18 protein-coding genes are annotated in these 20,281 nt (G+C 64.9%); 11 read left to right on the top strand and 7 right to left on the bottom strand.

Annotated elements, in window-relative coordinates; all coding sequences use genetic code 11:
• Positions 1 to 97 precede the first annotated feature (97 nt).
• On the bottom strand, positions 98 to 2,821 hold the full coding sequence (gene polA, locus ACTIFF_RS16350; RefSeq protein WP_439537785.1) for a DNA polymerase I: 2,724 nt from the start codon (positions 2,819 to 2,821) through the stop codon (positions 98 to 100).
• Positions 2,822 to 2,874: 53 nt separating this feature from the next.
• Here polA and ACTIFF_RS16345 point away from each other — a divergent pair, with 53 nt between their 5' ends.
• The 10 genes from ACTIFF_RS16345 to ACTIFF_RS16300 all read left to right on the top strand — a co-directional run bounded on the left by ACTIFF_RS16345 (position 2,875) and on the right by ACTIFF_RS16300 (position 11,822).
• Entirely contained in the window at positions 2,875 to 3,603 is a 729-nt protein-coding gene (locus ACTIFF_RS16345) for a TIGR00730 family Rossman fold protein (RefSeq protein WP_439537784.1), read from the top strand.
• A 120-nt stretch (positions 3,604 to 3,723) separates the two neighbouring features.
• The gene (locus ACTIFF_RS16340; RefSeq protein ID WP_439537783.1) at positions 3,724 to 4,083 is read left to right on the top strand and encodes a DUF2782 domain-containing protein; all 360 of its coding nucleotides are present in this window, start codon (positions 3,724 to 3,726) and stop codon (positions 4,081 to 4,083) included.
• A gap of 44 nt (positions 4,084 to 4,127) precedes the next feature.
• Complete coding sequence (locus ACTIFF_RS16335) at positions 4,128 to 5,084, top strand: homoserine kinase (RefSeq protein WP_439537782.1); 957 nt, start codon at positions 4,128 to 4,130, stop codon at positions 5,082 to 5,084.
• Positions 5,075 to 5,911 carry a BPSS1780 family membrane protein gene (locus ACTIFF_RS16330; protein WP_439537781.1) on the top strand — a complete coding sequence of 279 codons (837 nt, stop codon included), beginning with the start codon at positions 5,075 to 5,077 and terminating at the stop codon, positions 5,909 to 5,911. The genes ACTIFF_RS16335 and ACTIFF_RS16330 overlap by 10 nt, the downstream gene beginning before the upstream one ends.
• Positions 5,904 to 6,578, top strand: coding sequence for a nicotinate-nucleotide adenylyltransferase (gene nadD / locus ACTIFF_RS16325; RefSeq protein WP_439537780.1), 675 nt, complete (start codon positions 5,904 to 5,906; stop codon positions 6,576 to 6,578). The genes ACTIFF_RS16330 and nadD overlap by 8 nt, the downstream gene beginning before the upstream one ends.
• 8 nt (positions 6,579 to 6,586) lie before the next feature.
• Positions 6,587 to 6,982 carry a ribosome silencing factor gene (gene rsfS, locus ACTIFF_RS16320; protein ID WP_257079872.1) on the top strand — a complete coding sequence of 132 codons (396 nt, stop codon included), beginning with the start codon at positions 6,587 to 6,589 and terminating at the stop codon, positions 6,980 to 6,982.
• Positions 6,979 to 7,449, top strand: a complete 471-nt coding sequence (gene rlmH, locus ACTIFF_RS16315; protein ID WP_439537779.1) for a 23S rRNA (pseudouridine(1915)-N(3))-methyltransferase RlmH — start codon at positions 6,979 to 6,981, stop codon at positions 7,447 to 7,449. The genes rsfS and rlmH overlap by 4 nt, the downstream gene beginning before the upstream one ends.
• Before the next feature lie 95 nt (positions 7,450 to 7,544).
• The gene (locus ACTIFF_RS16310) at positions 7,545 to 8,171 is read left to right on the top strand and encodes a Maf family protein (protein WP_439537778.1); all 627 of its coding nucleotides are present in this window, start codon (positions 7,545 to 7,547) and stop codon (positions 8,169 to 8,171) included.
• A 52-nt stretch (positions 8,172 to 8,223) separates the two neighbouring features.
• Positions 8,224 to 9,678 (top strand): ribonuclease G, encoded by a 1,455-nt coding sequence (gene rng, locus ACTIFF_RS16305; protein WP_306475709.1) that lies wholly within the window; start codon positions 8,224 to 8,226, stop codon positions 9,676 to 9,678.
• Between the two features lie 158 nt (positions 9,679 to 9,836).
• Positions 9,837 to 11,822 carry a hypothetical protein gene (locus ACTIFF_RS16300; protein ID WP_439537777.1) on the top strand — a complete coding sequence of 662 codons (1,986 nt, stop codon included), beginning with the start codon at positions 9,837 to 9,839 and terminating at the stop codon, positions 11,820 to 11,822.
• Between the two features lie 239 nt (positions 11,823 to 12,061).
• On the opposite strand, the gene ACTIFF_RS16295 is transcribed toward ACTIFF_RS16300, so the two are convergent.
• The 6 genes from ACTIFF_RS16295 to ACTIFF_RS16270 form a co-directional block, all read right to left on the bottom strand.
• Positions 12,062 to 12,913, bottom strand: coding sequence for an ABC transporter ATP-binding protein (locus tag ACTIFF_RS16295; protein WP_439537776.1), 852 nt, complete (start codon positions 12,911 to 12,913; stop codon positions 12,062 to 12,064).
• Positions 12,910 to 14,262 (bottom strand): ABC transporter substrate-binding protein, encoded by a 1,353-nt coding sequence (locus ACTIFF_RS16290; protein WP_439537775.1) that lies wholly within the window; start codon positions 14,260 to 14,262, stop codon positions 12,910 to 12,912. The genes ACTIFF_RS16295 and ACTIFF_RS16290 overlap by 4 nt, the downstream gene beginning before the upstream one ends.
• A 39-nt stretch (positions 14,263 to 14,301) precedes the next feature.
• Positions 14,302 to 15,369, bottom strand: coding sequence for a branched-chain amino acid ABC transporter permease (locus ACTIFF_RS16285; RefSeq protein WP_439537774.1), 1,068 nt, complete (start codon positions 15,367 to 15,369; stop codon positions 14,302 to 14,304).
• A gap of 30 nt (positions 15,370 to 15,399) precedes the next feature.
• A complete protein-coding gene (locus tag ACTIFF_RS16280; protein WP_439537773.1) occupies positions 15,400 to 16,293 on the bottom strand; it encodes a branched-chain amino acid ABC transporter permease in 894 nt (297 codons plus the stop codon).
• 22 nt (positions 16,294 to 16,315) lie between these two features.
• On the bottom strand, positions 16,316 to 17,107 hold the full coding sequence (locus ACTIFF_RS16275; RefSeq protein ID WP_439537807.1) for an ABC transporter ATP-binding protein: 792 nt from the start codon (positions 17,105 to 17,107) through the stop codon (positions 16,316 to 16,318).
• Positions 17,108 to 17,235: 128 nt separating this feature from the next.
• Positions 17,236 to 19,179: an AMP-dependent synthetase/ligase gene (locus ACTIFF_RS16270; protein WP_439537772.1), complete on the bottom strand. Its 1,944-nt coding sequence runs from the start codon at positions 19,177 to 19,179 to the stop codon at positions 17,236 to 17,238.
• Positions 19,180 to 19,747: 568 nt separating this feature from the next.
• Here ACTIFF_RS16270 and ACTIFF_RS16265 point away from each other — a divergent pair.
• Complete coding sequence (locus ACTIFF_RS16265; protein ID WP_306475711.1) at positions 19,748 to 20,134, top strand: YkvA family protein; 387 nt, start codon at positions 19,748 to 19,750, stop codon at positions 20,132 to 20,134.
• Positions 20,135 to 20,281 lie beyond the last annotated feature (147 nt).

Here is a 20,281-nt window from a genome sequence, read left to right as displayed (position 1 = left end):
GCCCTGCATGGCCGACCAGCTCCACGGGCGGCGAGCGTTGCTCGCCGAAACCCCCGCTCCGCCCCCGCAGGCGATGCGGACGCTGACCGCGCGCCGTTCAGTGCGCCTCGTCCCAGTTCAGGCCGACACCGGCTTCGACCTTCAATGGCACCGACAGCTGGGCCACGCCTTCCATCAGCGCGGGCACGCGCTCCCTCACGAGGTCGATTTCGGCGTCCGGCACTTCGAGCACCAGTTCGTCATGCACCTGCAGCACCAGCCGCGTGCCGAGCTGTTCGCGGTCGAGCCAGCCGGAGACCGCGATCATCGCCAGCTTGATCAGGTCGGCGGCCGTGCCCTGCATCGGCGCGTTGATCGCGGCGCGTTCGGCGCCCTGGCGGCGGGCGACCTGGGCGGCGCGGATTTCCGGCAGCTGAAGCCGGCGCCCGAACACGGTTTCGACCCAGCCCTGCTCCCTCGCCAGCGCGCGGGTTTCGTCCATGTAGCGCGCGACACCGGGGTAGCGCGCGAAATAGCGGTCGATCCAGCCCGCGGCGGCGGCGCGCTCGATGCCCAGGTTCTTCGCCAGCCCGTGCGCGCTCATGCCGTAGATCAGGCCGAAGTTGATCACCTTGGCATAGCGGCGCTGTTCGCTGCTGACCTCCCCGGGCGGCACGCCGAACACCTCGGATGCGGTTGCGCGGTGCACGTCCTCGCCGTCGGCGAAGGCCTGCAGCAGACGTGCGTCCTGCGACAGGTGGGCCATGATGCGCAGTTCGATCTGCGAATAGTCGGCACTCACGAGCCGGTGACCCGCCGGCGCGATGAAGGCGGAGCGGATACGGCGGCCTTCCGCGGTGCGCACCGGTATGTTCTGCAGATTGGGGTCGACCGACGACAGCCGCCCGGTCACCGCCACGGCCTGACTGAAGCTGGTATGCACGCGGCCGGTGTCGGCGCGCACCATGCGCGGCAGCTTGTCGGTGTAGGTGCCCTTGAGTTTGGCGAGGCTGCGGTATTCGAGGATGAGCGCCGGCAGCGGGTAGTCCAGCGCCAGTTGCGACAGCACTTCCTCGTCGGTCGACGGCGTGCCGCTCGGCGTCTTCTTGAGCACCGGCAGCTTTTCGCGCTCGAACAGGATTTCCGCCAGCTGCTTCGGCGAATTGATGTTGAACGGCTGCTTCGCTGCCGCGTGGGCGCGCGCCTCCAGGTCGATCATCTTCTGACCCAGCTCGTTGCTCTGCGCGGCCAGCGAGCCGACGTCGAGCAGCACGCCGGTGCGCTCCATGTCGAACAGGATCTGCGACACCGGCAGTTCGATGTCTCTATATATATAGGCAAGCTTGCCGTCGGACTGGATGCGCGGCGCAAGCACCGCGTGCACGCGCAGCGTCACGTCGGCGTCTTCGGCCGCGTAATCGGTGGCGCGGTCGATCGCGACCTGGTCGAAGCCGATGCGCGAGGCGCCCTTGCCGGTCACCTCGTCGTAGCTGATCACCTTCAGGCCGAGGTGGCGGGTGACCAGTGCGTCCAGGCTGTGGCTGCGGTCGGCGTCCAGCACATAGCTTTCCAGCAGCGTGTCATCGACCACGCCGGCCAGCCGGATGCCGTGGTTGGCGAACACGTGGCGGTCGTACTTGAGGTTCTGCCCCAGCTTGCCGTGCGCCGCCGATTCCAGCCAGGGCTTGCATTTCACCAGCACCTCGTCGCGCGGCAGCTGCGCCGGCGCGTCCGGGTAGCAATGCGCCAGCGGCAGATAGGCGGCCACGCCGGCTTCCAGCGCGAAGCTCATGCCGACCAGCTGCGCCTCCATCGGCTCCAGGCTCGTGGTTTCGGTGTCCAGCGATACCACGGCGGCGCCCTCCAGCAGCGCCAGCCAGCGCTCGAGCGCCGGCCAGTCGAGCAAGGTTTCGTAGTGCGTGCGATGGCTGCCTTCCGGTTCGGCCGACGGCGTGGCGTCGGCCGCCGGCGCCGGCGCGTTGATCGTCTTCTTCGGGCCCTTCGACAGTTCTTCCAGCAGGCCGCGGAAGCCATAGCGCTCGTAGATCGGCCGCAGCGCCTCGGCGTTTTCGCCGTCCGACGTCAGTGACTCGAGCGGCTGCGGCAGTTCGACATCGCACTTCACCGTCAGAAGCTGGCGCGCCAGCGGCAGGAAGCCGAGGTGGGCGCGCAGGTTTTCGCCCACCTTGCCGCTGATTTCGTCGGCATGCGCGACGATGTCGTCGAGCGAACCATACTGCTGCAGCCACTTGACGGCGGTCTTCGGGCCGCACTTGTCGACGCCGGGCACGTTGTCCACGCTGTCGCCGATCAGTGCGAGGTAGTCGACGATGCCGGCCGGCGTGACGCCGAACTTGGCCAGCACGCCGGCTTCGTCCAGTTTCTCCTCGCTCATCGTGTTCACCAGCGTCACGTGCCGGTTCACCAGCTGCGCCAGGTCCTTGTCGCCGGTGGAAATGACGCAGTCGATGCCGCGCGCGGTGGCCTGCGCTGACAGGGTGCCGATCACGTCGTCGGCTTCGACGCCGTCGATCATCAACAGCGGCCAGCCGAGTGCGCGCACTGCGTCGTGGATGGGTGCAATCTGCGCCGCGAGGTCTTCCGGCATCGGCGGACGGTGACTTTTGTAGTCCGGATACCAGTCGTCGCGGAAGGTCGCGCCCTTGGCGTCGAACACACAGGCGCGGTAGTCCGCCTTGTAGTCGCTTGCCAGCCGCCTTAGCATGTTGATGACCCCGCGCAGTGCGCCGGTCGGCTCGCCCTGGGCATTGCGCAGGTCGGGCATGGCGTGGAAGGCGCGGTACAGGTAGGACGAACCATCGACAAGCAGCAGCGTGGGCATGGCGGATTCCGTAATTGCTCAGCGCGCCATTATCAACCCCGGACCCCCTCCCCATGAGCGCGAAAGACAAACTTCCCGGCATGATCGACCCCGGTGACGCGGCACGCGCCAGCAGTGCGCGCGAGGCCTGGCGCATCTTCGGCATCATGGCCGAATTCGTCGAGGCGACCGAGCGGCTGCAGGCCATCCGCCCGGCGGTCAGCATTTTCGGCAGCGCCCGCACGCCGCGCGAGCATCCCTATTACGACCTGACCGAGCGCATCGCGCGCCAGCTGTCCGACGCCGGGTTTTCGGTCATTTCCGGCGGCGGGCCCGGCATCATGGAGGCGGCCAACAAGGGCGCCTTCGACGGCAAATCGCCCAGTGTCGGGCTGAACATTCAGTTGCCGATGGAGCAGAGCGCCAATGTCTATCAGGACATTTCGCATTCCTTCGAGCACTTCTTCGCCCGCAAGTACATGTTCGTGCGCTTTGCCGCCGCCTACGTCGTGATGCCCGGCGGCTTCGGCACGCTGGACGAGCTGATGGAGGCGCTGACGCTGATCCAGACCCGCAAGAGCCGCAGCATTCCGATCATCCTGGTGCATACGCCGTTCTGGCAGGGGCTGATCGACTGGTTCCGCAGCACGCTGGTGGCCGAAGGCATGATTTCCGCGTCCGACATCGATCTGGTGCAGCTGATCGACGATCCGGCCGAGGTGGTCGAAGCGATCTTCCGTCATTACGAGAACCGCAGCTTCCTGCCGTTGCCTGAGGAGCATGAAGCCATGCTGAATCTTTAGATTCAAGACGCAATGCGCAAGATTCAAGATTCAAGGTGCAAGGAAAACCACAGTGCGCCCGTTGCGTCACCGGGAAGCGCAGGGGGCTCTGTTAAACTGCCGGATCACAAAGGATTTTCGATGCGACCGCTTCTTTCTGCCGCCCTGATCGCCGCCTCGCTGGCGCTAGCTGCCCCGCCGGTGTTCGCCCAGGCCGACCGGCCGGCCGATCTGCAGCCCATTCCGGAACCGCCGCCGCCGCCGCTGCCGCTCGACGGCGGCGACGTGACGACCGAGCCGCAGGTGACCATCATCCAGAAGGCCGACGAGCGGGTCGAGGAGTACCGCATGAACGGCAAGCTCTACATGATCAAGGTGACGCCATCGCACGGCGTGCCCTACTATCTGATGGACGAGAACGGCGGCGGCGTGATGACACGCTTCGACGATCTCGATCAGGGTCTGCGCGTCCCGAAATGGGTCATCTTCTCGTTCGACTGACCTGCACGCGCCGCCGGCGCGTGCCCAACTTCCGAAACTGATACGTGTCTGTCTTCACCACCGTCACCGCAGACGAGATGCGCGACTGGCTGAAGAATTACTCCATCGGCCATCTGCTGTCGCTGGAGGGAATTCCGGCCGGCATCGAAAACACCAATTACTTCGTCGACACCTCGCACGGTCGCTACGTGCTGACGCTGTTCGAAAAGCTCACGCGCGCGGAACTGCCGTTCTACGTGCACCTGATGGCGCATCTGTCGCGCCACGGCATTCCCTGTCCGGCGCCGATCGCCGATCGCGACAACGAATACCTCGGCACGCTCAACGGCAAGCCGGCGATGCTCGCCACCCGACTGGCCGGCAAATCGCAGATGACACCGCAGGCACCGCACTGCGCGGCCGTCGGCGGCATGCTGGCGACGATGCATGTGGCCGGCCAGAGCTACGGGCGGCGCTTCGCCAATCCGCGCGGCTACGACTGGTGGCGCGCCGCCGCGCCGCAGCTGCTGGGTTATCTCGACGCCGATGACCGCGCGCTGCTCGAATCCGAGATGGCGTTCCAGGTCGCGGCGCGCGAGGGGGGCGCCTGCGCCGGGCTGCCGGCCGGCGTGGTGCATGCCGACCTGTTTCGTGACAACTGCCTGATGGACGGCGAGCGCATCGGCGGCATCATCGATTTCTACTTCGCCGGTGATGACTTCCTGCTGTTCGATCTCGCGGTGACGATGAATGACTGGTGCGCCGACGACGCCGGCGAGCTGGCGGCCGATCGCGCCAACGCGATGCTCGCCGCCTATCGCGACGAGCGACCGCTGACCGACGCCGAACACCGCGCCTGGCCGTTGATGCTGCGCGGCGCGGCGCTGCGCTTCTGGCTGTCGCGACTGTATGACTTTCACCTGCCGCGTGATGGAGAGATGGTGCATAAGCACGACCCGAAGCGCTTCCGCGACATCCTGCGCGCCCGCATCCGTGCCGGCGACGCCCTGCCATGGCGGTGAATCTGCAGGCGCGCGCGCTGCCGGCGCTGGCCGGCTGGTCGTGGATCAGTGGCGGCTTCGCGCTGTTCCGCCGCAATCCGCCGCTGATGACCGCGCTCACCATTGGTTATCTGCTGGTGATGGTGTTCCTGAACATCGTGCCGCTGATCGGTCCGGTGCTGGTCGCCGTCTGTCTGCCGGTCATGTCTGTCATCGTGTTCAACGGCGCCCGCCTGCTCGACAAGCAGCTCGATGTATCGACCGCGGTGCTCAAGACCGGTCTGGCCGAGAACCTGCGACCGCTGGTTCAGCTCGGCTTCGTGCATCTGGCCGGCTCTCTGGTCGTGGTGCTGATCCACACCCTGCTGTTCGCGGCGCCCGATGTGCCGCTGGCGGAAGCCGACGAAGAGGCCTTCACGCGCACCCTGATGCAGCTGCTGCCGCTGGTGCTGCCGCTGATCCTGATCATGTGGTTCCCGCCCTACCTGATCGCGACCCAGGGCATCAAGCTCGGCAAGGCGCTGTTCTTCGGCGCGGTGGCGGTGCTGCGCAACGCCGGTGCCTTCATCGTGTATTTCGCCGGCGCGGCGGTGCTCGGCGTCGGCCTGCCGGTGCTGGTGATCCAGCTGATCGGCAACGACGAAGGCATCGCCAGCCTGTTGCGCATCGGCGTGCGCATGACGCTGCTGTTCGTGCTGGTGCCGACGCTGGCAGCCAGCCTGTACGTGAGCTTCCAGCAGGTGTTCGCGCAACTGCCCGAACCGGAGCCTGAGCCCGGGTCCGATTCCGAGCCCGACGCCCGATCCGGGCCGGATTCCGGACCGCGCAAAGACGCCGCCGATGAGTGAGCCACGGCTGGCCGGTGCAGGCTCCGGCATGCCTCTGGGTATCTTCGGCGGGTCGTTCGACCCGGTGCATCTGGGCCATCTGCGGCTGGCCGAAGAAGCGCTCGAAACGCTGCAGCTCGAGCGCGTGCGCTGGATTCCGGCCGGTCAGCCGTGGCACCGCGACGCCTTGCGCACCGATGCAAGCCACCGGCTCGCCATGGTGCGGCTGGCCACCGCATCCAACCCCGCGTTCGAAGTTGATGCACGCGAAGCGGAAGCGGGCGCACCGGGTTACACGGTCGACACGCTGCAGGCGCTGCGCGCCGAGCTCGGCGTGCAGCAACCGCTGGTGCTCATCCTCGGCGCTGACGCATTCAGCCGGCTGCACACGTGGCAGCGCTGGAAATCGCTGTTCGAACTGGCGCACATCGGTCTGGCGACGCGTGCCGGTCACGCCGTCGATCCGGCCGCGCTCGACAGCGCGCTGGCGACCGAACTGTCCGCCCGCCTGCAGCACGACCCGGTGGTGCTGCGCGCAGCGCCGGCCGGCACCATCGTACCGTTCGACATGACGGCACTGGCCATTTCGGCCACCGATCTGCGGGTACGACTGGCGCGCGGCGCCAGCTGCCGCTATCTTGCCCCGACAGGCGTGCTCGATTACATCCGCCATCACCGGCTTTACTGAGAGAATTCATGGAAATCAATGCATTGCAGGCGCTGGTGGTCGATGCGCTGGAAGACATCAAGGGCAAGGACATCGAAGTGATCGATACGTCCAACTTCAATGCCCTGTTCGACCGGCTGGTCATCGCCAGCGGCGATTCGAACCGGCAGACGCGCGCGCTCGCGCGTCACGTGCAGGAAAAGGCGCGGGAAGCCGGCGCGCAGGTGATCAGCGTCGAAGGCGAAGAAACCGGCGAGTGGGTGCTGGTCGATCTGGGCGATCTGGTGGTGCATGTCATGCAGCCGGCGGTGCGCGCCTATTACAACCTCGAAGAGCTGTGGTCGGGCTCGGCCAAGCCGTCCGACCGCTCGGCCGCGGCCGCGCGCAGCCCCGGCGTACGCGGCCGCGGACCGGACGCGCGTTGAAGCTGCGGGTGATCTGCGTCGGGCACCGCATGCCCGGCTGGGTCGATGCGGGCGTCGAAGAATTTGCCCGCCGCATGCCGCGCGAGTCACCCCTCGTGTTCACCGAGATCAAGGCCGAGCCGAGAACCCAGGGCAAGCCGGTCGACGCACTGCTCGACGCCGAGCGCGTGCGAATCGAACAGGCGATCCCGCCGCGCGCCCGCATCGTCGCCCTCGACGAGCGCGGCGATGACCTGACCACTGTGGCGCTGGCCGACCGGCTGCGCCGCTGGCGCGACGGTGGTGACGACGTCGCACTGCTGATCGGCGGCCCGGACGGCCTCGCCCCCGCGCTCAAGTCGCGTGCCCACGAACTGATCCGCCTGTCCAGCCTCACCCTGCCGCACGCACTGGCCCGCCTGCTGCTCGCCGAAGCGTTGTATCGTGCAGCCAGCCTCGAATCCAACCATCCCTATCACAGAGAATGAAGCGCCCCCACGCCCACGATGTCGCTGCCACCACCGGGCGGCGCTCGCCCTCGAGGCGGCCCGGCGGGCGGCGCGACGTCAACCTGAGCCACTGAATGAGTCTTTCGACCACCGTACCGCCCGCGCTCTACCTGGCATCGCGCAGCCCGCGCCGGCGTGAATTGCTGACCCAGATCGGCGCACCCTTCCTCGTACTGCCCTTCCGCGGCCTGCCGCGCGAAGACATCGACGTGCTGGAAGATGTGCGCGACGGCGAAGACGCCGAAAGCTATGTCGTGCGCGTGGCGCGCGCCAAGGCCCTGGGCGGCGAGCAGAGACTGTCCTGGCGGCGTCTGTCTTCCGGCCTGGTGCTGTCGGCCGACACCACGGTCGAAGTCGATGGCGAGATACTGGGCAAACCGGCCGATGCGGCCGACGCCACGCGCATGCTCGGACTGCTGTCCGGCCGCAGTCACCGCGTGCTGACCGCGGTCGCGGTCAGCGACGGGCGCCGGCTCGAACACGTGCTGTCGATCTCCACCGTGCGCTTTTCTGCGCTCGACACGCGCGACATCGAACGTTACGTCGCGTCCGGCGAACCGATGGACAAGGCCGGTGCCTATGGCATTCAGGGCCGCGCCGGTGCGTTCGTCGAACACATCGACGGCTCCTACACCGGCATCGTCGGCCTGCCGCTGAACGAAACCTGGCAGCTGCTGCGCCGTTTCGGCCTCCATTTCTGACTGAATCCTCGAGCGAGTTCCCGCCATCCCACCCTTCCCGGTCCGTGCAGTCATGAACGATCAATTCCTCATCAACTTCACGCCGCAGGAAACGCGGGTGGCGCTGCTGCAGCAGGGTGCCGTGCAGGAACTGCACATCGAACGCAGCAGCGCGCGCGGCATCGTCGGCAACATCTATCTGGGCCGCGTGGTGCGCGTGCTGCCCGGCATGCAGTCGGCCTTCATCGATGTCGGGCTCGAGCGCACCGCCTTCCTGCACGTGGCCGACATCTGGGAAGCGCGCCAGAACGGTGACGCGCCCAAACCGATCGAGCGCCTGCTGACCGAAGGCCAGAGCGTGCTGGTGCAGGCGCTGAAAGACCCGATCGGCACCAAGGGGGCGCGCATGTCGACCCAGATCAGCATCGCCGGCCGGCTGCTGGTGCATCTGCCGCAGGACCGGCACATCGGCATTTCGCAGCGCATCGAGGCGACCGAAGAGCGCGAGGCACTGCGCACGCGCATCCAGGCCCTGCTGCCGCAGGAAGATCCGGGTGGCTACATCGTGCGCACCATGGCTGAATGCGCGTGCGACGAAGAGCTGTCGGCCGACATCGCCTACCTGCGCAAGATCTGGCAGGAAATCCGCAACCGCGCCAAGACGGCCAAGCCGCCGTCGCTGGTGTTCGAAGACCTCACGCTGGGCCAGCGCGTGCTGCGCGATCTGGTGTGCGCCGACACGCAGAGCATCCAGGTCGACTCGCGCGAGAACTATGTGAAGCTGCGCGCCTTCGCCGAGGAATACATGCCGCAGCTGACCAAGCTGCTGGAGCACTACACCGGCGAGCGGCCGCTGTTCGAACTGCACAGCGTCGAAGAGGAAATCGAAAAGGCGCTGGCGCGCCGCGTCGACCTGAAGTCAGGCGGCTACCTGATCTTCGACCAGACCGAAGCGATGACCACCATCGACGTGAATACAGGCGGCTTCGTCGGTTCGCGCAACTTCGACGAAACCATCTTCAAGACCAATCTCGAAGCGGCCCATCAGATCGCGCGCCACCTGCGGCTGCGCAATCTGGGCGGCATCATCCTGATCGATTTCATCGACATGGAAAACGACGAGCACCGCACCCAGGTGCTGGCCGAACTGAACAAGGCGTTGTCGCGTGACCACACCAAGATTTCGGTCAGCGGCTTCACCTCGCTCGGCCTGGTCGAAATGACGCGCAAGCGCACCCGCGAATCGATCGCGCACGTGCTGTGCGAAGCCTGTCCGACCTGCGGCGGCCGCGGCGAGGTCAAGACCGCGCAGACCATGAGTTTCGACATCCTGCGCGAGCTGCTGCGCGAGGCGCGCCAGTTCAGCGCGAAGGAATTCCGCATCCTCGCACATCCCAAGGTGGTCGATCTTTTCCTCGAGGAAGAGTCGCAGGCGCTGGCCATGCTGTCCGACTTCATCGGCAAGCCGATTTCGCTGCACGCCGAGTCGAGCTATTCGCAGGAGCAGTTCGACATCGTGCTGCTGTAGCGCGTCCCGCCTCACCCGCCACACCGCGTGGGCAACGGTTTGAAAAACCGTTGCTACCGGACTAAGCTGCTTCGGCAATCACATCGTCGTAAGCGGGGTGCGGAGACGATCCGCTTCGTGGCCGGCCCCTTTGCCCACCATTCGTGCAGGGGGTATCCATGGTTTCCGGTCCGGTCTTCATTCCCGATAAGCTGCCCGATCTGCGGGCATGCGCCCGCAATCGCTGGAGCAACGGCATCGACGTCGCGCAGGCGATGTCGCCCATGCGCCTGGTGTCTGCCTGCACTGACGGCGGCGACGGCTGCTACGTACTCACTTCGCGATACCCGCAAACCTCGGTGGCGGATCTGTGGCTGCATCACGTCGGTGGCAGCGGGCAGGTGCAGGCATCGGTGCAGATTCAGGCAGCCCTTGTCGTGTCGTACATCGGCGCTGTCGTGCTGCCGGCACCCGCCGGCCACTGCATCGTGGTGTTCGCGCCAACCGCATACGGTGCGCTGCTGCAGGCCCAGCGCTTCGATGCCCTGTGTGCGCCGGTCTGGGCGCAGCCGGTGCGCCTGTTACCGTCGGCCGGCGGATTCACCGGGCTGGACGCGATCAGCGATGGCGCGGGTGGCGTCATCCTGGCGGTGAATTCCGCCAGCACGACCAACGGTAGCGGACTCCATGTGCTGGCGCAGCGCATCGACGCGAGCGGTGCGCTGCAATGGGGCAATGGCGGTGTTGCGGTGTCCGGGCCACCGGTGCCGGTGGGTCGCGCACAAAGTGCGCTGACCCTCGCCGGCAACCGTATCGGTGTTGTCTGGATGGATTCCAGCCCGTACGGACCGAGCCCGATCACCGGCGCCTGGCTCGACCTGGCCGGCAACGTCACCACCGGGCCGTTTGCAATCGGTATCGGCGTTGATTGGCGCCACGACGCCGCACCGCGTCGCGTGGTCGCCGATCCGGCGGGTGCGATGTATGTCGCGTTCTGCCCTGACCCGGTGACGGCACCCTTGCAGGTCATGCGCTTCGAAGCCGACACCGACGTGCCGGCATGGACCCGCGTCACGGTGCCACTGTCGCATCCGATGGCGTATTCGATCGCCGCCGATGGCGCAGGCGGCTTTCTGCTGGCGACGGTGGAGGCCGGCGGTGCGATCAGTGTCGACCGGGTGGATTCGACCAATATTTCGCACTGGCGCTACACCGCTGCGCGCGCCTTCGCCACGGTTCCGGTCGCCGCGCTGGCCTCACAACCGCTCTTCAACCAGGCGCGCCTGGTCACCGTGACCGCGCGCGACAGCGGCGGCGCGATGGTCACCTTCGAAGACCACAACGGTACGGTGCCGCGCCTGATGTCCTGGTGCTGCAACGAAAAGGGCGTGCCGGCGACGAGCGGCGCGATCGTGGCGGTGAGCGGCGGAACGGGGCGCCAGTCTGCCGCGCTGGCGCTTCGGTCGGCCAACGACACCAGTGTCGCGGTGTGGCTGGAAGGCAGCGGGGCCAATGGCACGCTGGCCAGCGCGCAGAAGCTCGGCTGCTGCCCGCCCGATGTACCGCCCGGGCGCCTGCTGGTGCCGCCGCTGCGCATGCCGTGTGCCATTCCCATCGACTTTCCGTTGCAACCCTTTGGCGGCAAATACCCGCTGCCACCGTTCGGCGGCCTGCGCCTGCTGCTCACCTGCGGCAGCCGTGGCTGGCGCGGCGGCGTCCTGCCTCTGCCTGGTCTGTACGGTGCGCCGGGCATCGACCTGCCGGGCAGTTTCGGCGTGCGCGGCGTACCCGCCCCGGACTGGACCCGGATGACGTTCCGCGGCCTGCCGCCGGATCTGCGCATCGAACTTCACACGCACAAGCGCGAGCGGGTCGCCGTCGCGGAAGTGCTTCCGGAGGTCGAAGGCGATCTGCTGCAGTCGCTCACCTTCGTACCATCGGCCAGAACCAGCTATCTGCTGGTTTTTCTGGTGCGCCGAAAGAACGTCGACGTGATCGACCTGCCCATCGGCCTGCGTGTGGAACACGGTCTCGGCAAGCCACCGCGCCTCGAAGGCCCGGATGTGGGCGACGACAAGCCCGGCCGCGACAAGGTGGCGACGAAGAAGAAGGCGGCGAACGACGAGAAGGCGAGCAAGGGGAAGGCGGGCAAGGACAAGCGGTAAGGTCCGCCTGGCCGCCCGGCCGGGGCGGTCAGCTTCCCGGTCAGTCGCCAGCGCTGAAACGCGATGTGGCATACGAATCGTCTGCCATTCATGCCGTATGTGACACCGCCAACCTTCTGCACAACGCGGGCGCGATGATTCGTTTGTTGCGTTTCAAACTTGGCGACCGCCAGAACTCACCCCTGGCAGGCGAAACGTCGCAGCCGGCTTACAGTGAGTTGCTCGAAACGCGCTACACCTTACAGCCAGCGCTTGCGCCGCCGGTACGATTTCATGTCGCGGAAGCTCTTGCGGCCTTCCTTCGACAGCCCCAGGTAGAACTCCTTGACGTCGGCGTTCTCGGCCAGTGCCTTGGCCGGTCCGTCCATCATGATGCGGCCGCTTTCAAGGATGTAGCCGTAGTCGGCGTACTTCAGCGCAACGTTGGTGTTCTGCTCGGCAAGCAGGATGCTCACACCTTCCTTCTGGTTGAGGTCGCGCACGATCTCGAAGATTTCCGCCACGATTTGCGGCGCCAGTCCCATCGACGGTTCGTCCAGCAGCAGCATACTGGGCTTGGCCATCATGGCGCGACCGATGGCCACCATCTGTTGTTCGCCCCCCGACGTGTAGCCGGCGAGGCTGGTTCGACGTGTCTTCAGTCGCGGGAAATAGTGGTAGATCCGCTCCAGTTCCTCGCGCACCTGGGCGTTTCCGATCGGCCGGGCATAAGCGCCGGTGATGAGGTTATCCTCGACGCTCAGGTGGCCGAAGCAGTGCCGGCCTTCCATCACCTGCACCATGCCCATGCCGACCATGTCGCCCGGAGCAAGCCCCTTGGTGGGCTTGCCCCGGAACTCAATGGATCCTTTGGTCACTTCGCCACGCTCGGATGCCAGCAACGTGGACACTGACTTCAGCGTGGTGCTCTTGCCAGCGCCGTTGGCACCCAGCAGCGCCACGATCTGGCCTTGCGGTACCTCGAAGGAGACGCCGCGCAACACCAGGATGACGTGATCATAGATGACCTCGATGTTCTTGACGGCAAGGATCGGGCCTGCCGCCGCCCCGGGGGCTGCGGCAGGCCGAGCCGACGACGCTACTGAGCTCATGGGCACTTGCGCGGCGTAATCTTGTTCTCGGCGGCGAATTTGGCCGCCGACTCCTCGATCAGCTTACGGATGAAAACCGGGTCGGGCGCAGGCACCCAGTCGGTCACCAGCGCGAACTTGGCGCCGTCCCATTGCATCACGCGGAAGCGCTCGGAACCGTCGTGTTTCGAACACGACATCTTGAACGGGGCCGACATACCCTGGATGCCGATCTCCGTCAGTTTGGCGTCGGTCAGATCCAGTGCCTCGTAACCGTCGCGAAACTCCGGGCCGGTGACGGTCTTGCCGGCCTTGTTGTGGATGCGCTGCGCGTTTTTCAAGGCCTCGACCCACGTCACGGCTGCACCCACACCGCGGTTGTAGTAGACGGTGCCTACGCGAGCCGGGTTTTGCATATTGCCCTTGCCGGCACCGTAGACCACCTTTTCGATGTCCTGGATCAGCGGGAACTTGCCCGGCACGGCATTGGCGGTCACGTAGGTTCCTTTGGCCGTGTCGCCCGCTGGGACCATGTCTTCCTCGGCGCCGCCGAATGACACATAGATCATCCTGTTGCGCGGGAAACCGACGCGAGCCGCGTTGGTGATGGCGGTGGAATTCATGCCCGAGCCTGCGCCCCAGAAGGTCACCCAGTCGGCCTTTTCGCGGCGGATCTGCAACCATTGCGACTGCTGCTCCAGTCCCGGTGGTGGCACCGCGATCTCGATCAGCTTCACGCCCCATTGCTTGGCGATCTCTCGCATCGCCGGCAGCGGTTCGCGGCCGAAAGCGCTGTCGATGTGCAGGTGGACGACGGTCTTGCCCTTCATCTTGTCGATGCCGCCTTCCTGCTGAGCCATGAAGGACAGTTGCACGGCAACCTGACCCCAGTAGTGGCCGGCGGCATTGAAGACCCAGGGCCAGACGGTGCCGTCTGCCGCATCGGTCCGGCCGTAACCATACTGTGCCAGCACCACCTTGTCGGGTTCCATGCGGTTGATCACCGCATAGGCACCGGGCGTGCCCAGTGTGTCGAAGACAACCATGCGTTGGTCACCCTTGGTCAGCAGACGCTGATAGCACTCAACGGTGCGCGCCGCGTTGTATTCGGTTTCGCATTCCTCCCAGGTCAGCTTGACGCCGTTGACGCCCCCGAACTTCATATTGACGTAGTTCAGGTAGTCAATGATGCCGCCATAGTAGCCAGTGCCCATCGCCGAATAGGGCCCGACGCGGCTGCTCGGAATTCCGAAGTACTGCTCCTGGGCCATCAGGGCGGTGGGCGTGGCGGTCGCTATCACAAGCCCCACGCCTAGCAAGCCGCGTTTGACCCAGCCAAGAATCGATCCGACTTTCACATTCACACTCATGCTCATGTCTCCTTGTTGTTTGCGGGGCGCTTGGAAACTTCAGTATTTGAACGGCCACAGGCGAAGCCGCTCTTTGGTCACCTGCCACAGGCGCGCCAGGCCCAGCGGCTCGAAGATCAGGAACATGATGATCAGAACGCCAAAGATCACCTGCTCAAGTGCCGAGGTGATGGTGGCGTCCACGGCTCGGCCGAAGACCGCGTGGAAGAAGATGTTCAGGAAGATGGGCAGCAAAAGGATGAATGCCGAACCCAGAAAGGGACCCAGGATGGTGCCCAGCCCCCCGATGATGACCATGAAGAGTATGCGGAACGACAGATCAATGCTGAACGCCGCAGGCTCTGCCGTCTGCAGGTACGCGAACAGGAACAGGGCGCCGCCGACGCCGCAGTAAAAGGAGCTGATCGCGAAGGCCTGCAGCTTGGTACGCAACAGCGACAGGCCCATCGCCTCGGCTGCGACGTCCATGTCGCGCACCGCGCGCCAGCCGCGTCCGGTGCTGCCGCGTGCCATGTTGGCGGCCAGCAGCGTCAGCACCGCGACGATGGCGAACACCACCAGATACTTCTGTGCCGGCGAGGCCATGGTGTGGCCGAAAATGACTATTGCCTGTGCATTGATGATGCCGGAGGTGTCGTAGTTCTTGAACCAGCCGAACTTGTCCAGCGCCCAAACGATGAAGAACTGCGAGGCCAGTGTTGCCACTGCCAGGTAAAGCCCCCGTATGCGCAGGCTGGGCAGTCCGAAAAGAATTCCAACGGCTGCCGCGATCAGCCCCGACAGAAGGACCGCTGCCAGGAAGGGAATGTCGGGCACGCGCAGGATCAGGTTGTAGCAGGCGAAAGCACCGGCCGCCATGAAGCCGGCCGAGCCGAGTGACAACTGGCCGGCATAGCCCATCAGGATGTTCTGCCCCAGCGCCACCAGCGCCAGCACGAGCCACGGTATCAGGATGGCGCTCAGCCAGTAGTCGCTGGCAAAGAGCGGTATGCCCACAAGGCCCACTGCCAACATAACGAGCATCCCGAGACGGTCTTGACGCAGGGTCAGCAGTTGCCTGTCCTGCGCGTAGCTCGTCGAATACTGGCCGGCTTCTCTGTAGAACATGTCTTTGCAAGTCCAGGTTGGGCAGCTGCGTCAGACGCGCCGGATGATCTTCTCGCCGAACAGGCCCTCGGGCCTGACTAGCAGGAACACTACGGCAAGCACATAGGGCAACCAGCCCTCGATGCCGCCGCCGACATAGGGGCCAAGATAGACCTCGGCCATCTTTTCGGCAGCACCGACGATAAGGCCTGCCACGATCACCCCTGGCACCGAGGTGAAGCCACCGATGATCAATACCGGCAGCGCCTTCAGTGCCACGCCGACCAGCGCGAACTGAACGCCACTGCGTGCCCCCCACAGCATGCCGGCCACAAGCGCCACCACACCGGCGGTGGCCCAGACCAGCACCAGAATCTGCTTCAATGGAATGCCGATGGAGAGGGCTGCCGCGTTGTCGTCAGCCACCGCGCGCAAGCCACGGCCAACCTTGGTCTTGGAGAACACCAGAGCGAGCACGGCAACCAGGATGCCAGCCACCAAACCTGCAGCGATGTCCAGCTGGCTGACCAGAATGTCGGCCTTGTCGGCCAGCCATCCCATGGGCTCATCGCGGATACCCAGGTCGAGCCGGCGCACTTCGACACCCCATGCGAGCTGTGCAACGCCTTCGACGATGAAGGCCAGACCGATGGTGGCCATCAGCAGCGTGTCTTCGTTCTGGCCCACCAGCGGTCGCAGCACGAAGCGTTCGGTCATGACGCCGACGGCGACCATCAAGCCTATCGTTACCGGCAGTGCAGCCCAGAAGTTCAGACCCAGCTCCATGAACCCGACGAAGGACAGCACCGCAAAAAAAACCATTGCGCCCTGCGCGAAATTGAACACCGACGAAGCCTTGTAGATGAGTACGAAGCCCAAGGCGACCAGCGAATACATGATGCCGGACAGCAGACCGCCGACCAGCACTTCGAGGAAGAAACTCATCTCGATTGGCCCTCTTCCATGGTCAGTCAGCTACGCCCAGATACGCCTTGATCACGTCCGGATTACTGCGCACCTCGTCCGGTGTGCCATCACCGATCTTCTTGCCATAGTCAAGCACCACGACGCGGTCGGACAGGTCCATCACCACGCCCATATCGTGTTCGATCAGCAAGACTGTCGTCCCGTAGTGGTCATTGACGTCGAGGATGAAGCGGCACATATCCTGTTTTTCTTCGATGTTCATGCCTGCCATGGGCTCGTCAAGCAGCAGGATCTTCGGCTCGGCCGCCAGTGCACGGCCCAGCTCGACACGCTTCTGCAACCCGTAAGGCAGTCGCTTGACCGGCGTTTTGCGGATGTGCTCGATCTGCAGGAATTCGATGATTTCCTCAATCTTCTCGCGATTGGTTGTTTCCTCGCGCCGCGCGCGCGGCAGTTGGAAAGCGACCTCCAGGAAGTTGGCGTGCTCGCGCAGGCTGCAGCCCGCCATGATGTTGTCCAACACCGTCATGCCCTTGAACAACGCAATGTTCTGGAAGGTGCGCGAGATGCCCAGGCGCGCAGCGCGGTTGGGTGTCATGTCGGAGAGCGTCTCGCCGCGGAAGGTGATCGTTCCTTCTTGAGGGCGATAGACACCGTTGATCACGTTGAGCATCGAGCTCTTGCCAGCCCCGTTGGGGCCGATGATGGCGCGGATTTCGTGCTCACGCACGTTGAACGAGATGTTGGTCAGCGCCTTTACGCCGCCAAAGCGCAGCGAAACCGAGTCCAGGTCGAGAATGGTGCCGCCGATGGGATATCCGCGCTGCGGCATCGAGGCTGCAACGGGTTGGCTTTCAGGTTCGTGGATCGCCATGTCCATTTCAATATCGCCCGGTCGTGCCGAAGCCGTTGAGGGTCGCTTCCGGAGGGCGCGAAAGCGCAGACTTCGGAGTGGTCATTTCAAGCTGCCTTGTCCATTGTCCGGGGAGGGAAGGTTTTTGCGTCCCTGATCTTGACATCGGCCGACACGATGCCGACCCGCCCGTCTTCGTATCTCACCTCGGCATCTACACGGCCCGACAGGCTGCCGTCATAAAAGGCCGTCACGAGGCTGCCGAAACGCTGGGCGATGACGTCGCGACGCACTTTGCGCATGCGGGTCAGTTCGCCATCGTCGGCCTCCAGGCGCTTGTGCAGCAGCAGGAAGCGGTGCACCTGCGCCTGCGCCTGTCCGGGAATGGCGGCCATTTCGGCGTTGGCCTCGGCGATGACGTCCCCGATCAGCATGTAGACCTCGTCGAGGGTGCTGAGGTCGGCAAAACCGGTGTAAGAAAGGCCCTGTCTGTCAGCCCAGTTTCCCACCGCATCGGGGTCGATGTCGATGAAGGCGCAGACACGATCCCGACCGTCGCCGAAAGCCACAACCTCGTTGATGTAAGCCGAGAACTTGAGTTTGTTCTCCACCAGCTTGGGTGCGAAGAGCGATCCGTCCGCCAGGGTGCCGACGTCCTTTAGACGGTCGATGATGTGCAACTGCCCGTCATCGCCCATCCAGCCCGCGTCGCCAGTGTGGAACCAGCCATCGGCGTCCATGGCCCGACGGGTGCCCTCGGCATCGCCGTGGTAGCCCAGGAACAAGCCCGGAGAGCGCACAAGCACTTCGCGTTCCGGGCTGACAGCCAGTTCAACGCCGGGCGCAGCCGGGCCGACCGCATCCGGGATGACCTGGTCATCGCGCTGCATGGTGACGAACAAGCCGGTCTCGGTCGAGCCGTAAAGCTGCTTCAGGTTGATGCCGATCGAACGGTAGAAGCGCAGCAGGTCGGGACCCACCGCCTCGCCGGCTGTGTACGCCACGCGCAGACGGCTCATGCCCAGTACATCGCGCAGCGGTCCGTAGATCAGCACGTTGCCCAGGCGGTAAGCCATGCGGTCAGAAAAGCCGACAGTCTCTCTGGCCAGGATACGTTCACCGACGCGTTCTGCGAGGCCGATGAAGTAGGAGTAAAGCGTGTGCTTGATGCCGCCCGTGTCGTTGATACGGATGGTGATCTGCGTGAGCAGCGCCTCCAGCACGCGCGGTGGCGCCAGAAAGATGCTGGGTCCCATCTCGCGCATGTCATGCAGCATGGTTTCGGACGATTCGGGGCAACACACGCATGACCCGGCAACCATGGGTACGGCATATGCCATGACGTGTTGGCCGATCCAGGCAGGGGGCAGGTAGGCCAGGGTCACGTCAGTGTCTCCCAGACCGTCCAGTTGTGCGGCAGCGCGCGCGCGGTCGATCAAGGCCCCATGCGAATGCAGTACGCCGCGTGCGGGACCCGTGGTGCCTGAAGTGAAGAACAAGACCGCCGGATCCTGCGCGCAGCCGCGTGCAAGTTCGGCGTCAAGCAGGGCCTCGCGGCTGGCCAGACCTTCACGACCTTGCGCCAGCAGCACGTCGTACCCGAGCAGCTGTGGCTGTGAGTAGTGCCGCATTCCGCGGTCGTCGTCAAAGAAGATGTGCTGGATTGCCGGACACTGCGGCAGCAGCGACAACAGCTTGTCGACCTGTTCCTGGTTCTCCGCAAAAACGTAGGCGACGTCGGCCGACCGGATGGGCCCGGCAATCTCTTCAGCCGTGGTGTCGGCAAACAAAGGCACAACCACCCCGCCAAGCCACTGGGCAGCGGCCATCGCGGCGAACAGGCGAGGCCGGTTCTCGCCCAGCAGGCCGATATGGTTTCCACGCTGGAAACCTTGCGCAGCCAGCCCCGCGGCAAGCGTCGCAACTTCGTCAGCCAACTGCTGCCACGTCAGCGTTTGCCAGATGCCGCGGGATTTCTCCCGCAAGGCCGGGCGGTCGCCACGCTCCTGCGCGTGCCGCAGCAGAAGCTTTGGGAAAGTGTCTGTCTTCATCTTGTTCGCCGCATGGTCCTTTCCGGACTCAAACAACTTGCATGGAAGCTCTTTGCTCCGAATCCGCGTTGAACCGGAGGGCACACTGCATCGCGCGGCGTTCAAGTGGTCTCTGCACTGAACGAACCATTACGGTAGGCATCGATAGATCGTTCAGATGCTTCGGCAAAACCAATGAGCCGGAACCGGCGCGTCGGCATGTTCCCGCGAATGTGTCGCGAATGTCAATTCCGATGTCAAGCTGGCGGCGGACAAGGAGAATTGCGCTACACGCATGGATGGCTCGCATCGAAAGCTGACCCGCCGTGATCACCCACCCTGAAAAGTTTTGACAGGGTGGCGAGCGGCCGTGGTCCGTGTGTTCGGACACGGTCCTTCCGGATGCCGGGTTTGCGGCAGACTTCCATCGCGGACAGTCGCCGCCAACGCCCCAAGCCGGTGCAGCAACGTTTCCGGTGGCCTGTACGTGACAGTCGATAACCGATTTCCCGGCGCGGTGGCTGACGGCGGGGCGTGTTTTGTGGTTTGATCGGGTTCGCGCTCGAAACACTGACAGAACTTGGTTGCCATGGGACTCAAGGACCGCATCGTTGCCATCAAGCAGGAGCTGATGGCGCTCGCCGTTGCTGCGAAGGACACGCGAACGCCGCGCATGGCCAAGGTGCTGCTGCTGTTCCTGCTCGCCTACGCGGCCAGTCCGATCGATCTGATTCCGGACTTCATCCCGGTGCTCGGCCTGCTCGACGAGGTCATCCTGCTGCCGATCGGCGTCTGGATCGTGGTCGGCATGATTCCGCCGGACGTGATGGAAGCGGCGCGGGCGCGGGCGCGCGAGGGCAAGCTGCCGGCCAACTGGATCGCCGGCGTGATCGTGCTGCTGCTGTGGGCGGCCAGCATCGCGGCCATCGCATGGTGGTGGATGAATTATCAGGACGCCGGTCAAGCCGGTCGCTGAGCGGCAGCCGATCCGCGCTGCCCGCCTTCTGTTTGCGGCGGTGGCCCACCGACGGGCGACGGCCTTACTCCCCGGGTGTCAATCTTTTACAATCCGGCGTCGCCATGTCCGCAGGTCGAATGCGGGTGGGTGATGCGCGTGCCGGGA

It is taken from the genome of Methyloversatilis sp. (assembly GCF_051861465.1).
GTDB lineage: Bacteria > Pseudomonadota > Gammaproteobacteria > Burkholderiales > Rhodocyclaceae > Methyloversatilis.
The sequence above is the reverse complement of the archived record's forward strand: the minus strand, read 5'-3'. Positions and strand labels throughout refer to the sequence as shown.

Coding starts and splice junctions, on each gene's coding strand:
- ACTIFF_RS16330 (WP_439537781.1), top strand. CDS start 5,075: ATGGCGGTGAATCTGCAGGCGCGCGCGCTGCCGGCGCTGGCCGGCTGG.
- rng (WP_306475709.1), top strand. CDS start 8,224: ATGAACGATCAATTCCTCATCAACTTCACGCCGCAGGAAACGCGGGTG.
- ACTIFF_RS16265 (WP_306475711.1), top strand. CDS start 19,748: ATGGGACTCAAGGACCGCATCGTTGCCATCAAGCAGGAGCTGATGGCG.
- ACTIFF_RS16275 (WP_439537807.1), bottom strand. CDS start 17,107: ATGCCGCAGCGCGGATATCCCATCGGCGGCACCATTCTCGACCTGGAC.
- ACTIFF_RS16300 (WP_439537777.1), top strand. CDS start 9,837: ATGGTTTCCGGTCCGGTCTTCATTCCCGATAAGCTGCCCGATCTGCGG.
- rsfS (WP_257079872.1), top strand. CDS start 6,587: ATGGAAATCAATGCATTGCAGGCGCTGGTGGTCGATGCGCTGGAAGAC.
- ACTIFF_RS16290 (WP_439537775.1), bottom strand. CDS start 14,262: ATGAGTGTGAATGTGAAAGTCGGATCGATTCTTGGCTGGGTCAAACGC.
- ACTIFF_RS16280 (WP_439537773.1), bottom strand. CDS start 16,293: ATGAGTTTCTTCCTCGAAGTGCTGGTCGGCGGTCTGCTGTCCGGCATC.
- nadD (WP_439537780.1), top strand. CDS start 5,904: ATGAGTGAGCCACGGCTGGCCGGTGCAGGCTCCGGCATGCCTCTGGGT.
- ACTIFF_RS16285 (WP_439537774.1), bottom strand. CDS start 15,369: ATGTTCTACAGAGAAGCCGGCCAGTATTCGACGAGCTACGCGCAGGAC.
- polA (WP_439537785.1), bottom strand. CDS start 2,821: ATGCCCACGCTGCTGCTTGTCGATGGTTCGTCCTACCTGTACCGCGCC.
- ACTIFF_RS16295 (WP_439537776.1), bottom strand. CDS start 12,913: ATGAGCTCAGTAGCGTCGTCGGCTCGGCCTGCCGCAGCCCCCGGGGCG.
- ACTIFF_RS16310 (WP_439537778.1), top strand. CDS start 7,545: ATGAGTCTTTCGACCACCGTACCGCCCGCGCTCTACCTGGCATCGCGC.
- ACTIFF_RS16340 (WP_439537783.1), top strand. CDS start 3,724: ATGCGACCGCTTCTTTCTGCCGCCCTGATCGCCGCCTCGCTGGCGCTA.
- ACTIFF_RS16345 (WP_439537784.1), top strand. CDS start 2,875: ATGAGCGCGAAAGACAAACTTCCCGGCATGATCGACCCCGGTGACGCG.
- ACTIFF_RS16270 (WP_439537772.1), bottom strand. CDS start 19,179: ATGAAGACAGACACTTTCCCAAAGCTTCTGCTGCGGCACGCGCAGGAG.